This is a genomic window from Helicobacter pylori NCTC 11637 = CCUG 17874 = ATCC 43504 = JCM 12093 (assembly GCF_900478295.1).
In the GTDB taxonomy this organism is placed as follows: Bacteria; Campylobacterota; Campylobacteria; order Campylobacterales; family Helicobacteraceae; genus Helicobacter; species Helicobacter pylori.
Map to the genome: position 1 here is coordinate 1310581 of NZ_LS483488.1, position 12299 is coordinate 1322879.

The 12299-nt window shown below is 38.8% G+C and carries 11 protein-coding genes; 6 read left to right on the plus strand and 5 right to left on the minus strand.

Annotation, left to right across the window (positions count from 1 at the left end; all coding sequences use genetic code 11):
- Positions 1-68 precede the first annotated feature (68 nt).
- Together DQL14_RS06585 and edd are read right to left on the minus strand one after the other, a co-directional pair.
- Positions 69-695 carry a bifunctional 4-hydroxy-2-oxoglutarate aldolase/2-dehydro-3-deoxy-phosphogluconate aldolase gene (locus DQL14_RS06585; RefSeq protein ID WP_108169154.1) on the minus strand — a complete coding sequence of 209 codons (627 nt, stop codon included), beginning with the start codon at positions 693-695 and terminating at the stop codon, positions 69-71.
- 18 nt (positions 696-713) lie between these two features.
- Complete coding sequence (edd, locus tag DQL14_RS06590; RefSeq protein ID WP_108169155.1) at positions 714-2540, minus strand: phosphogluconate dehydratase; 1827 nt, start codon at positions 2538-2540, stop codon at positions 714-716.
- A 65-nt stretch (positions 2541-2605) separates the two neighbouring features.
- Here edd and DQL14_RS06595 point away from each other — a divergent pair, with 65 nt between their 5' ends.
- From DQL14_RS06595 to DQL14_RS06610, 4 genes are all read left to right on the plus strand, one after another.
- Positions 2606-3883 (plus strand): glucose-6-phosphate dehydrogenase, encoded by a 1278-nt coding sequence (locus DQL14_RS06595; RefSeq protein WP_108169156.1) that lies wholly within the window; start codon positions 2606-2608, stop codon positions 3881-3883.
- A 10-nt stretch (positions 3884-3893) separates the two neighbouring features.
- Complete coding sequence (pgl, locus tag DQL14_RS06600; RefSeq protein WP_108169157.1) at positions 3894-4577, plus strand: 6-phosphogluconolactonase; 684 nt, start codon at positions 3894-3896, stop codon at positions 4575-4577.
- A complete protein-coding gene (locus DQL14_RS06605; RefSeq protein WP_108169158.1) occupies positions 4564-5574 on the plus strand; it encodes a glucokinase in 1011 nt (336 codons plus the stop codon). The genes pgl and DQL14_RS06605 overlap by 14 nt, the downstream gene beginning before the upstream one ends.
- A gap of 170 nt (positions 5575-5744) precedes the next feature.
- Entirely contained in the window at positions 5745-6791 is a 1047-nt protein-coding gene (locus DQL14_RS06610) for an NAD(P)-dependent alcohol dehydrogenase (protein ID WP_108169159.1), read from the plus strand.
- Between the two features lie 11 nt (positions 6792-6802).
- On the opposite strand, the gene DQL14_RS06615 is transcribed toward DQL14_RS06610, so the two are convergent.
- Positions 6803-7969 carry a glycosyltransferase gene (locus DQL14_RS06615; RefSeq protein ID WP_108169160.1) on the minus strand — a complete coding sequence of 389 codons (1167 nt, stop codon included), beginning with the start codon at positions 7967-7969 and terminating at the stop codon, positions 6803-6805.
- A 135-nt stretch (positions 7970-8104) separates the two neighbouring features.
- On the minus strand, positions 8105-9295 hold the full coding sequence (locus tag DQL14_RS06620) for a glycosyltransferase family 8 protein (protein WP_108169161.1): 1191 nt from the start codon (positions 9293-9295) through the stop codon (positions 8105-8107).
- Positions 9296-9469: 174 nt separating this feature from the next.
- On the opposite strand from DQL14_RS06620, the gene DQL14_RS06625 reads away from it, so the two are divergent.
- Positions 9470-10777, plus strand: a complete 1308-nt coding sequence (locus tag DQL14_RS06625; protein ID WP_108169162.1) for a hypothetical protein — start codon at positions 9470-9472, stop codon at positions 10775-10777.
- A gap of 6 nt (positions 10778-10783) precedes the next feature.
- Here DQL14_RS06625 and DQL14_RS06630 read toward each other — a convergent pair whose 3' ends face one another.
- Positions 10784-11446, minus strand: a complete 663-nt coding sequence (locus tag DQL14_RS06630) for an outer membrane protein (RefSeq protein WP_108169163.1) — start codon at positions 11444-11446, stop codon at positions 10784-10786.
- 277 nt (positions 11447-11723) lie between these two features.
- Here DQL14_RS06630 and DQL14_RS06635 point away from each other — a divergent pair, with 277 nt between their 5' ends.
- A complete protein-coding gene (locus DQL14_RS06635) occupies positions 11724-12284 on the plus strand; it encodes a pyruvate flavodoxin oxidoreductase subunit gamma (protein ID WP_000486466.1) in 561 nt (186 codons plus the stop codon).
- Positions 12285-12299 lie beyond the last annotated feature (15 nt).

The window sequence follows — 12299 nt, forward strand, 5'->3', positions numbered from 1 at the left end:
ATGTATCTCCTTATTAAAAATTTTATTATAGTGTTATTAAGCAAATACAAAATGCCATGATCTTTTTGCTATCTTAAAGTTAGCGCTCTCTTACAAATTTCTGTGATTTTATCCCACTCTTTGTTTTGAATCAAATCTTTAGGGGTAAGCCAGCTCCCCCCCACGCACAAAACATTTTCTAAATTTAAATAAGAACGCATGTTATCTGCGCTAATCCCCCCAGTAGGGCAAAATTTCACCCCTTTAAAAGGGCCATTAAAAGCGTTTAAAAGCTTAACGCCCCCGCAATACTCTGCCGGGAAAAATTTCAAAGTGCTATAGCCCAATTCTAAGGCTTGCATGACTTCACTACTGCTAGAAACCCCAGGTATTAGGGGCATGTCTTTTTTCTTTGCGTGTTCTAAAAGCTCTATCGTAAGACCCGGGCTAATCAAAAACTCTGCCCCCCTATTTTGAGCTTGCTCTAATTGAGTGGGATTTAGTATCGTGCCAGCACCCACGCGCATTTTTGGCACATTCTTAGCGATAAGCTCTATGGCTTCTAAAGCGCAACTGGAGCGCAAAGTAACTTCTATGATTGGAATACCCCCCTCTATTAGGCTTTGCGCTAAAGGCACAGCGTCTTTTATATCCTCAATTACCACCACAGGGACAATGGGGCTAATTTGTAAAACCTCTATTATTTTATCTTGCATTTTATCTCCTTTATATTTTTATACCTTTATGCCAAAACTCATGCCGCCCTCTTCAGCCGTATTGACATTCAATCTCAAACTCGTAAACAATTCCCTACCCAACCCAAAACTCGGCTTTTCTAAATTTTCTAAGGTTTCTAAAAACAAGGGATTGATCCCTCTATCTTCAAAATCCTTTTCAAGCACATTCAAAGCGTTATTAGGAGCGTCTAATTCTATCAAATCGCCATCTTTAATCTTAATGATCGCCCCGTTTAACGCTCCCTCAGGGCTTAAATGGATCGCGCTAGGCACTTTCCCGCTCGCCCCGCTCATGCGCCCATCCGTAACCAGCGCAACCTTATAGCCCATATCCTGCAAAGCCCCTAAATTCGTGGTGAGTTTGTGCAATTCTGGCATGCCGTTAGATTTAGGCCCTTGGAAAGGCAAGACCGCCACAAAGTCCCTTTCTAATTCTTTATTTTTAAAGCGTTCCAAAAATTCGCTTTGGGTTTTAAAAACAATCGCTCTGGCCTTGACTTTCCTATGCTCATCTTTAATGGCTGAGATTTTAATCACGGCCCGCCCTAAATTACCCTTTAAGATTTTAAGCCCCCCATTAGCGGCAAAAGGCTCGCTAACAGGGCGTAAAATATCCGTATTCAGGCTATGACTAACAGCGTCTTTATACACCAATTGGTCGTTTTCTAAAAAGGGGGTTTTGGTGTAATTTTGCATGCCTTTTTGCGTTTTGGTATCCATAATGGTATGAGTGTCTTCAAATAAAAGCCCCTCTTTTAATAATTCTTTGATCACAAACGCTAAGCCCCCACAGGCTTCAAAAGCGTTCACATCCGCTGATCCGTTAGGATAGACTTTAGCTAAAAGGGGTATGAGATTAGAAACAGCGTCAAAATCGTCCCAATTGAGAATCACCCCGCAAGATCTAGCGATAGCGATCAAATGCAAAGTGTGGTTAGTAGAACCTCCGGTTGCCATTAAGCCTATAAGAGCGTTAAGAATGCTTTTTTCATCAATGAGTTTGGCTAAAGGCAGAACTTTCCCGCTCGCTAATCTTTTGGCGCTCTCTTCTACTAAAACCTTCCGTAAGGGGTTGTTAGGGTTGATAAAGCTAGAATTAGCCACATGCAACCCCATAAACTCCATCATCATTTGGTTAGAATTAGCCGTGCCATAAAAAGTGCAAGTGCCCACATCATGATAGCTTTGCATTTCCACTTTTAAAAGCTCTTCTCTGTTGATCTTTCCCATTGCAAAATCTTGGCGCGCTTTAGCTTTTTTATAATTTTCTATCCCACTCACCATAGGCCCGCTTGGCACAAACACGCTCGCTAAATTCCCAAAGCTTAACGCTCCTATGAGCAAGCCTGGCACAATCTTATCGCACACGCCTAAAAAAAACGCTCCGTCAAAGACATTATGGCTTAACCCCACGGCGGTGCTTAAAGCGATCACATCTCTACTGAATAAGCTCAATTCCATGCCATCATAACCCTGCGTGATACCATCACACATCGCTGGCACCCCACTAGCGACGCTCGCATAAGCGTTATGCTCTTGCAATTCTTTTTTAATCCAGTCAGGGTAATTTTTAAAAGGCTGGTGGGCTGACAGCATGTCGTTATAAGCCGTGATAATCGCAAAATGCTTTCTTTTATGCGAACCTAAAGGCATTTTTAAATGCTCTGGCATGCTCGCAGTAACATGTGCAATATTCGCGCAACCCAAGCTCTCAATCTTGGGCTGGTTTTTAGGGTTAAAGATATTTTCTAAATAAAGTTCTCTGGTTTTTTTGCTACGCTCTGTAATTTTTTCTTTGATTTGTTCTAAAGAATGCTTAGGCATGAACACCCCTTCAATTAAGATTTAATATATAATAATAACTTAAAAACACTCTAAAAGGGTTATTGATGTTAGATTTTGATTTGGTTCTTTTTGGCGCGACTGGGGATTTAGCCATGCGAAAGCTCTTTGTTTCGCTCTATGAAATTTATACCCATTATGGTTTTAAAAAAGATTCTAAGATTATTGCATCGGGGCGTAAGGAGCTATCCAATGAAGAGTTTTTAACGCTTCTTTGTGAAAAAACGCAACTGCATTCAAGAGAAAAGGGTAAGGAATTTTTAGCCCATATCAGTTATTTGCGCATCCGTTTGGATAACCCTAAAGACTTTGAGGAATTGAGTAAAATCGCTACAAAAAATAAGCCCTTGATCTTCTACTTTTCTATCTCCCCTAGTTTTTTTGCAACGACCGCTCAAAATTTGGCCAAAAACGCGCTCAATCACGCCAACACTCGCTTGATTTTAGAAAAGCCTTTAGGGCATGATTTAAAGACTTGTAAAGAAATTTTCCAAAGCATTAGCGCTTTTTTTAAAGAAGAACAAATCTTTAGAATCGATCATTATTTAGGGAAAAAGGGCGTTCAAAATATCCTTGAATTGCGCCTAAATAACCCTATCTTAAACATTTTATGGGATCAAATCAGCGCGGTTGAAATCTGCGTGTATGAGACTTTGGGGGTGGAAGAAAGAGGCGAATTTTACGATAAAATCGGGGCTTTAAGGGATATGGTTCAAAACCATCTCTTGCAAGTTTTATCCCTTATCGCTACAGATTTACCCAACGATTTAAAGGATTTGAGGAAAGAAAAAATCAAAGTTTTAAAAACCTTACAACCCCCTAAAGATTTTAAAAAACAGGTCATTCGGGCCCAATATCAAGGCTATAGAGATGAAAATAAGGTCCATAAAGAGAGCCAGACAGAAACTTTTGTCGCTATTAAAGCCTTTTTGGATACGCCTAAATTTAAAGGCGTGCCTTTCTATCTTAAGCACGCTAAAAAAATGCCCCATAATCAAGCGAGCGTGAAAATCCATTTTAATGCAATCAATACGCTAGAATTTTTCCTCTCTCAAGATAAAATCACCCTCACCCTAAAAGACAATCAAAACCCCCTTATTTTAGAAACCCATAACAAACAAGAATTTTTACAGCCCTACGCTAAATTGCTCTATGATGCGATACAAAATAACCACAATAATTTCGCCCACCAATTGGAATTAGAAGCGTCATGGGTTTTTATTGACACGCTCATAGAGGGTTTTATGAATAACGCCACGCCCTTATACTCCTATGAAAGCCATAATCTCAACGAATCAGAATTTTTAAAACCACTCTATCAATGAAAGGGATTTCATGGGTTATCAATTGTTTGAATTTGAAAGTTTAAAAGATTGCCACAAGGCTTTAACAGAGCGTTTTAAAGAATTTTTTAACACCGCCTTAAAAAAGCACCATCAAGTTTCTATCGCTTTTTCTGGGGGCCGTTCGCCCATTAGCTTGTTGCAAAAATTAAGCGTTTTAAATCTCAAATGGCATGAGTGTTTAATCAGTCTGGTAGATGAACGCATTATAGACACAAATCATGATGATAGCAACACCAAATTATTACACGACTACTTGTTGCAAAATAACGCTTTAAAAGCTTCTTTTATTCCGCTTTTGCCCAAAAAGATTTCTAACGATACAAACGCGCTTTTTCATTTTGCTAACCAGCATTTCAAACAGCCCCATTTAGCCATTTTGGGCATGGGGACTGACGGGCATACGGCTAGCCTTTTTCCTGAAACAAGCGCTTTTTTAAACGAAGAAAAAGAAAATATCGTTTTGACTAAGCCCGCTAACGCTCCTTATGAGCGCCTGAGCATGTCTGTTAACGCCTTAGAAAATTGCGAAAAACTTTTCTTAAGCATTAGCGGAGTAGAAAAAAGGGAGGTTTTAGAAAAAGCTTTAAAAGAAAACGCTCCCTATTCTCTGCCGATCGCTCGGATTTTACATTCTAAAAAAGTTACCACGGAGGTGTTTTATGCCAAAAACTGAAACTTACCCAAGACTCTTAGCCGATATTGGCGGCACGAACGCGCGCTTTGGCTTGGAAGTCGCCCCACGACAGATTGAATGCATTGAAGTCTTGCGGTGCGAAGATTTTGAAAGCTTGAGCGATGCGGTGCGATTCTATCTTTCTAAATGCAAAGAAAGCCTTAAACTGCACCCTATTTATGGCTCTTTTGCTGTGGCTACGCCCATTATGGGGGATTTTGTCCAAATGACTAACAACCATTGGACTTTTTCTATTGAAACGACACGGCAATGTTTGGATTTAAAAAAATTGCTTGTCATCAATGATTTTGTCGCGCAAGCCTATGCCATTAGCGCGATGCAAGAAAACGATCTAGCTCAAATAGGCGGGATTAAGTGCGAGATCAACGCCCCTAAAGCGATTTTAGGGCCAGGAACCGGGCTTGGGGTAAGCACTCTTATCCAAGACAGCGATGGCTCTTTGAAAGTCTTGCCCGGTGAAGGAGGGCATGTGAGCTTTGCCCCTTTTGATGATTTAGAAATTTTAGTGTGGCAATACGCCCGCTCTAAATTCAACCATGTGAGCGCGGAAAGGTTTTTGAGCGGGAGCGGTCTAGTGTTGATTTATGAAGCCTTGTCTAAACGCAAAGGCTTAGAAAAAGTGGCGAAGTTAAGCAAGGCTGAATTGACCCCACAAATCATTAGCGAACGCGCTTTGAATGGGGATTACCCTATATGCCGATTGACTCTAGATACTTTTTGCTCCATGCTTGGCACGCTCGCTGCTGATGTGGCTCTCACTTTGGGGGCTAGAGGAGGCGTGTATTTGTGTGGGGGGATTATCCCACGATTCATTGACTATTTTAAAACTTCGCCCTTTAGAGCGCGTTTTGAAACGAAAGGGCGCATGGGAGCGTTTCTCGCTTCTATCCCTGTGCATGTCGTGATGAAAAAAACTCCCGGACTTGATGGGGCAGGCATTGCGTTAGAGAATTATTTACTGCATGATAAAATTTAGCAAATAGTAGCCGCTTAAGATAAAAGCGATTAGCGTAAGGGGTGCGTTTAGAGCATGCCAAACAACGCTACCATATAACCAACAGCTATAAAATTAGTTAAACCTATAGAAACATAAGCAAACCATAAAAACGATACAATAGCGGTATTTTAATCAAACAAGGAGTTTTTATGAGAGTTCCATCTAAAGGTTTTGCTATTTTTTCTAAAGACGGGCATTTCAAGCCCCATGATTTTAGCCGCCATGCTGTAGGCCCTAAAGACGTGCTGATTGATATTCTTTATGCAGGGATTTGCCATAGCGATATTCATAGCGCTTATAGCGAATGGAAAGAAGGCATTTATCCTATGGTTCCTGGGCATGAAATTGCTGGGGTCATCAAAGAAGTGGGTAAGGAAGTTAAGAAATTTAAGGTTGGCGATGTGGTGGGCGTGGGCTGTTTTGTCAATTCATGCAAGTCATGTAAGCCCTGTAAAGAACACCAAGAGCAATTTTGCGCCAAAGTGGTATTCACTTATGATTGTTTGGATTATTTCCATGATAATGAACCCCACATGGGCGGATACTCTAATAATATTGTCGTAGATGAAAACTATGTGATTAGCGTGGATAAAAACGCTCCTTTAGAAAAAGTAGCCCCCTTGCTTTGCGCGGGCATCACCACTTATTCGCCCTTAAAATTTTCTAAGGTTACTAAAGGCACAAAAGTGGGCGTCGCTGGGTTTGGCGGGCTAGGAAGCATGGCGGTCAAATACGCTGTGGCTATGGGGGCTGAAGTGAGCGTTTTTGCAAGAAACGAACACAAAAAGCAGGACGCTTTAAATATGGGGGTTAAACATTTCTATACGGACCCTAAACAATGCAAAGAAGAATTGGATTTTATCATTTCAACCATTCCTACCCATTATGATCTAAAAGACTACCTCAAGCTCTTAACTTATAGTGGCGAATTAGCTCTTGTGGGACTTCCGCCTGTAGAAGTCGCTCCAGCGCTTAGCGTTTTTGATTTTATCTATTTAAGCAATCGCAAGGTTTATGGCTCATTGATTGGGGGCATTAAAGAAACCCAAGAAATGATGGATTTTTCTATCAAACACAATATTTACCCTGAAATAGATTTGATTTTAGGCAAGGATATTGACACGGCTTATCATAACCTAACCCATGGGAAAGCGAAATTCCGTTATGTGATTGACATGAAAAAATCGTTTGATTAAAGGCTTTGACTCTAGCTCTTTTTTAAGAGCTTGAGTTGGATTAGGATTTTTTTGGCTAGTGCATGGAGTCCTAGGATTTTAAGGGTTTTACTAATAAGGCTCTTGATTGGTATTGAAATGCAGTATTTGAATAGTCTTCGCCTTGCGTTTTTAGGAATCTCATGAATGTGTAAAAAATAATGTTTTAAAAACATCTTAAAAGCGTCATGGGCAATCTGTTCTTCTGCTTTCCATAAAGGAAAGTAGTAATGATAAGCGGCAATGCTATGGTAGTGGTGCCATTTTTCTCCACCTATCTCCCCACCCCCTGTAATCAAATAAGACCAATCGCTCATAAATGGGGTTTTAGCCAAAGCGTTCAGCCATAAATCCGCTTTTAAACCAAAAGGATATGTCCAAGGCTTGATTTGAAAATAAGGATGAGAGTCATATTGTATAACGATAGGTTCTCTTAGGGCTTGTTTAATGGTGTTATGATAAATTGCATTGGCCACGCCCTTTAAATGCTCTTCAGAAAGACTATAATAGTGTGGGAAAATGCAATACTCTATTTTTAATGGCGCGATCTTTGAACGACAAAATTCTGTCAATTGCGGTTCTTTATCTATTTTTTGCGTGCGTATGATTTCTAATATTTTTTTACAAAATTGATTTTTTCGCTGGTAAGTTAAGTTGCAATAAAAAAAGCCTTCATACGGGTATATTTTGTCATAAACCCCATAAAAATAATTCTCATCATTTTCTTTAATGTTTAAGAAATCAGTGCTAAATTCGTTGCAAAAGATAACATCCACATCGCTCCACACCATTTTAGAATATTTTGGGAATAAATCCGCCAAAAAATACTTCACTAACACCATTTTAGAAAAACGCTTGGTGAAATCCTCATCAAAAGGGTTAGGGATAGTGTCTAAAAAAGGTTCAATATCTTTTACTTCTAAAACAGCAAATTCTTTAAAAGGCTCTGCGATTTGATTAAGCTTTGCTTTATCTTCTTCATTCAAGCCCACCACTAAAGCGTGTAGGGTGTAACGGATTTTTTTATTGGCTTTAGCGATGCTTTCTAGCAAAGAATAAAGACACGCGCCCGCAGCAATGAGATAATTCTTATCAAAAGCAAAAGCGATAGGGATATGAAAATCTTGTTCTTTAAAAGAATGGCTTGAAGATGAAGTCATAAAAAATTAAACACCCTTTTTTAATGGCTATTTTATCCAAAAAAAAAAAAAACCGAACTTGAAAGGGTTCTGTTTTTGGTTTTTATGTTGTTTTTAAAGCAAATTAATTTAAAGAAAGGTTTTAACCCCTTTACTCTAGCCCTTTCTTAAAAGCTTGATTAAGATTTTTTTAACAATCCCATGAAGCCCTAAAACTCTAAGGATCTTACTAACCACCCTTTTAGCTAACGCTTTAGGCATCAAAAACACAAAATAAATAAGCTTATTGAAAAATTTTTTCACTAAATTACAAGTTAATTCAAAAACTCTTGAATGGATTTTCCTTTCTTTAAACACAACAAACAGATACGATTTGAAAAACAAATACGGAGCCTTGAAAACAATTTCTTTTGAAGACTTTACTGAAGAAAAATAATGCTGCTCAGCCATTTTTGTGGTATAAAAGCTCTCATTGGTGTGCATTTTCTTAGTGTAATCGCTCATAAATGGGGTTTTAGCCAAAGCGTTCAGCCATAAATCCGCTTTTAAACCAAAAGGATAGTCCCAAGGCTTCACCGCTCCCCACCAAGCGTCATAGTGGATAATGGTAGGGTTTTCTCGCGCCTCTAAAATGGTTTTCTTGTAATTTTCGTTTAAATACGCGTTAGAAAAATCTTTAATGGTGTAATAATAAGGGAAAACGCAATACTCAATCCCTAAAGCTTTCATATTGGGCCAACACCATTTCGTAAGATCCAACTCCCCTTTAGTCTCATTCCCCTTTAAAAGATCATGCATTCTTAAGGTGAAATTTTTCTTGCGTTGGTAATCTAAATTACAAAACAAAAACCCTTCCATCATGTGGTGCTTTTCAACTTCCAAAACCCCATAAAAATAATTCTCATCATTTTCTTTAATGTTTAAGAAATCAGTGCTAAATTCGTTGCAAAAGATAACATCCACATCGCTCCACACCATTTTAGAATATTTTGGGAATAAATCCGCCAAAAAATACTTCACTAACACCATTTTAGAAAAACGCTTGGTGAAATCCTCATCAAAAGGGTTAGGGATAGTGTCTAAAAAAGGTTCAATATCTTTTACTTCTAAAACAGCAAATTCTTTAAAAGGCTCTGCGATTTGATTAAGCTTTGCTTTATCTTCTTCATTCAAGCCCACCACTAAAGCGTGTAGGGTGTAACGGATTTTTTTATTGGCTTTAGCGATGCTTTCTAGCAAAGAATAAAGACACGCGCCCGCAGCAATGAGATAATTCTTATCAAAAGCAAAAGCGATAGGGATATGAAAATCTTGTTCTTTAAAAGAATGGCTTGAAGATGAAGTCATAAAAAATTAAACACCCTTTTTTAATGGCTATTTTATCCAAAAAAAAAAAAAACCGAACTTGAAAGGGTTCTGTTTTTGGTTTTTATGTTGTTTTTAAAGCAAATTAATTTAAAATTTTACCTTATTTTTGCCACCATTTTTAAAGGGCGTTGATGAAAGGGGCTGTGTTTTAGTTTGATTTCCTTAAAAAAATCTCTTTATGCGTTGTTAATTTCAAGTTTTTCAATACCACCCTTAATAAAAGCGGCTAGTTTTGTCTATGACTTGAAGTTCATGAGCTTTAATTTCAATTTAGTGGCCCCAGCTAACAACCCCTATTGGAATAGCCTAACCAAAATGCAAGGTCGTCTCATGCCCCAAATTGGCGTCCAATTAGACAAAAGACAGGCCTTGATGTTTGGGGCGTGGTTCATTCAAAATTTGCACACGCATTATAGCTACTTCCCTTATTCGTGGGGGGTTACCATGTATTACCAATACATAGGGAAAAATTTGAGATTTTTTTTAGGCATTGTGCCGCGAAGCTATCAAATAGGGCATTACCCTTTAAGCGCTTTTAAAAAACTTTTTTGGTTTATAGATCCCACTTTTAGGGGAGGAGCGTTCCAATTCAAACCAGCTTATGATCCCAACCGCTGGTGGAATGGGTGGTTTGAGGGCGTTGTGGATTGGTATGGGGGGCGTAATTGGAATAACCAACCCAAAAAGAAAAATTACGATTTTAACCAATTCTTGTATTTTGTTTCTTCAGAATTTCAGTTTCTTAAAGGGTATTTAGGTTTAGGGGGACAGCTTGTCATTTTTCATAACGCTAGCCCTCATAGCATGGGAGATAACTACCCTTATGGCGGTAATTCCTACTTAAAACCAGGCGATGCAACCCCACAATGGCCTAATGGCTACCCCTATTTCAGTCAAAAAAATAACCCACAAGGCGGAGAAATAGGGAAATACTCTAACCCTACCATTTTAGATAGAGTCTATTACCACGCTTATCTTAAAGCGGATTTTAAAAATCTCATGCCTTATATGGACAATATTTTTATGACCTTTGGCACGCAGTCGTCTCAAACCCATTATTGCGTGCGTTATGCTAGCGAGTGCAAAAACGCTCAATTTTATAACAGCTTTGGGGGGGAATTTTACGCTCAAGCACAATACAAAGGCTTTGGGATTTTTAACAGATACTATTTTTCCAACAAACCCCAAATGCACTTTTACGCCACTTATGGCCAATCCCTTTATACCGGATTGCCGTGGTATAGAGCCCCTAATTTTGACATGATAGGGCTTTATTATGTTTATAAAAATAAATGGATAAGCGTGCGAGCGGATGCGTTTTTTAACTTTTTAGGTGGGGGCGATGGGTATCATTTGTATGGGAAAGGGGGCAAGTGGATCACTACTTATCAGCAATTCTTAACCCTAACCATAGACACACGAGAGTTGATTGATTTTGTCAAATCTAAAACCTCTAAATAACTATACCTAAAAATTATAGATATAATTGAAATAAGCTACCGGTAAGCGGTGCCATAAAGTGGTCGCGCTCAAGCCATCAACGATTTCGGTTCTTTTGTTAGGAATGACAGGGAATTTCAACCCGAAAGTGATTTCATTGTGGAAAAAGCCAAAACGAAAACCCACTTTCACAAGCAATTGGAAAAGCGAATTTTCTTTGCCTAAATTTTGAGCGATAATCCCATGCATAGCCCCTCCTGGCATGTAAGTCGCCCCAGCGATGCCTAAGCCAAACTCCAACCCTAAAAACATCTTTTGCGAATTGAAAGCGTCCCACAAACCGCTAAATTCCAAACCATAGGTAGAAATATAGGATTTGTGAGAAGAAAAGGTCTGATCATAAAACAACCCGTAACGGAAACCCACATGCTCTACAGCTTGCGTTTTAGTCACAAATTTCCCCCCTAACACCACACCAAAGCCATTGCCGGTCATGAAATACGATTTATCTACAGACTCGGTGCTAAAAGATGTGTTGATCGCGCTAAGCTGATACCCAACCCCTAAATAAAAGGTATTCCTATCCGCAAATTTAGGTTTTTTTGATTTTTCATCAAGCTCTGCCTCTGCGGCTTGAAGCGATGATAATAACGCCATGCCCATCAATATTTTAACCATTGTTTTATCCATAACCCAATTCCTTTTGTTATCCTGCCCCACACTTGCCCCAATAGACTAAGATCAAATCACACCTTAAATAATAACAAAGTTTAAAATAAATATCAGTGGTTTTTATTAAGAACGCTTATCTTTTTAGAATAAATAGCCATAATTCTTGTAAGTATGCCCCCATTTTCCTATAAAAATTCCTAAAAAGATATTGTTATAAGACACATTAACAGTTTTTTTTGTATAATTTTAGGCTGAATTCAATTTATCTTATACGATATTAAGGAGACATATTACCATGTTTCAAATTAGATGGCATGCACGAGCGGGTCAAGGTGCTATCACCGGCGCTAAAGGGTTGGCTGATGTGATTTCAAAAACAGGCAAAGAAGTGCAAGCGTTCGCCTCTTATGGCTCAGCTAAAAGGGGGGCTGCTATGATGGCTTATAACCGCGTTGATGATGAGCCTATTTTAAATCATGAACGCTTCATGCAGCCTGATTATGTGCTGGTGATTGATCCCGGTTTGGTTTTCATTGAAAACATCTTCGCCAATGAAAAAGAAGACACGACCTATATCATCACTAGCTACCTTAACAAAGAAGAATTGTTTGAAAAAAAACCTGAATTAAAAACCCGTAAGGTGTTTTTAGTGGATTGTTTAAAAATCTCTATGGAAACCTTAAAACGCCCCATCCCCAACACGCCCATGTTAGGGGCTTTAATGAAAGTGTCTGGCATGCTTGAAATTGAGGCTTTTAAAGAAGCTTTTAAGAAAGTTTTAGGCAAAAAACTCACGCAAGAAGTCATTGACGCTAACATGCTCGCTATCCAAAGAGCTTATGAAGAAGTTCAATAACATTAAGGATTAAAA

What these genes read in the sequence shown, in the direction of transcription:
- DQL14_RS06585 (WP_108169154.1), bottom strand. Translation starts at nt 695, where the DNA reads ATGCAAGATAAAATAATAGAGGTTTTACAAATTAGCCCCATTGTCCCT.
- edd (WP_108169155.1), bottom strand. Translation starts at nt 2,540, where the DNA reads ATGCCTAAGCATTCTTTAGAACAAATCAAAGAAAAAATTACAGAGCGT.
- DQL14_RS06595 (WP_108169156.1), top strand. Translation starts at nt 2,606, where the DNA reads ATGTTAGATTTTGATTTGGTTCTTTTTGGCGCGACTGGGGATTTAGCC.
- pgl (WP_108169157.1), top strand. Translation starts at nt 3,894, where the DNA reads ATGGGTTATCAATTGTTTGAATTTGAAAGTTTAAAAGATTGCCACAAG.
- DQL14_RS06605 (WP_108169158.1), top strand. Translation starts at nt 4,564, where the DNA reads ATGCCAAAAACTGAAACTTACCCAAGACTCTTAGCCGATATTGGCGGC.
- DQL14_RS06610 (WP_108169159.1), top strand. Translation starts at nt 5,745, where the DNA reads ATGAGAGTTCCATCTAAAGGTTTTGCTATTTTTTCTAAAGACGGGCAT.
- DQL14_RS06615 (WP_108169160.1), bottom strand. Translation starts at nt 7,969, where the DNA reads ATGACTTCATCTTCAAGCCATTCTTTTAAAGAACAAGATTTTCATATC.
- DQL14_RS06620 (WP_108169161.1), bottom strand. Translation starts at nt 9,295, where the DNA reads ATGACTTCATCTTCAAGCCATTCTTTTAAAGAACAAGATTTTCATATC.
- DQL14_RS06630 (WP_108169163.1), bottom strand. Translation starts at nt 11,446, where the DNA reads ATGGATAAAACAATGGTTAAAATATTGATGGGCATGGCGTTATTATCA.
- DQL14_RS06635 (WP_000486466.1), top strand. Translation starts at nt 11,724, where the DNA reads ATGTTTCAAATTAGATGGCATGCACGAGCGGGTCAAGGTGCTATCACC.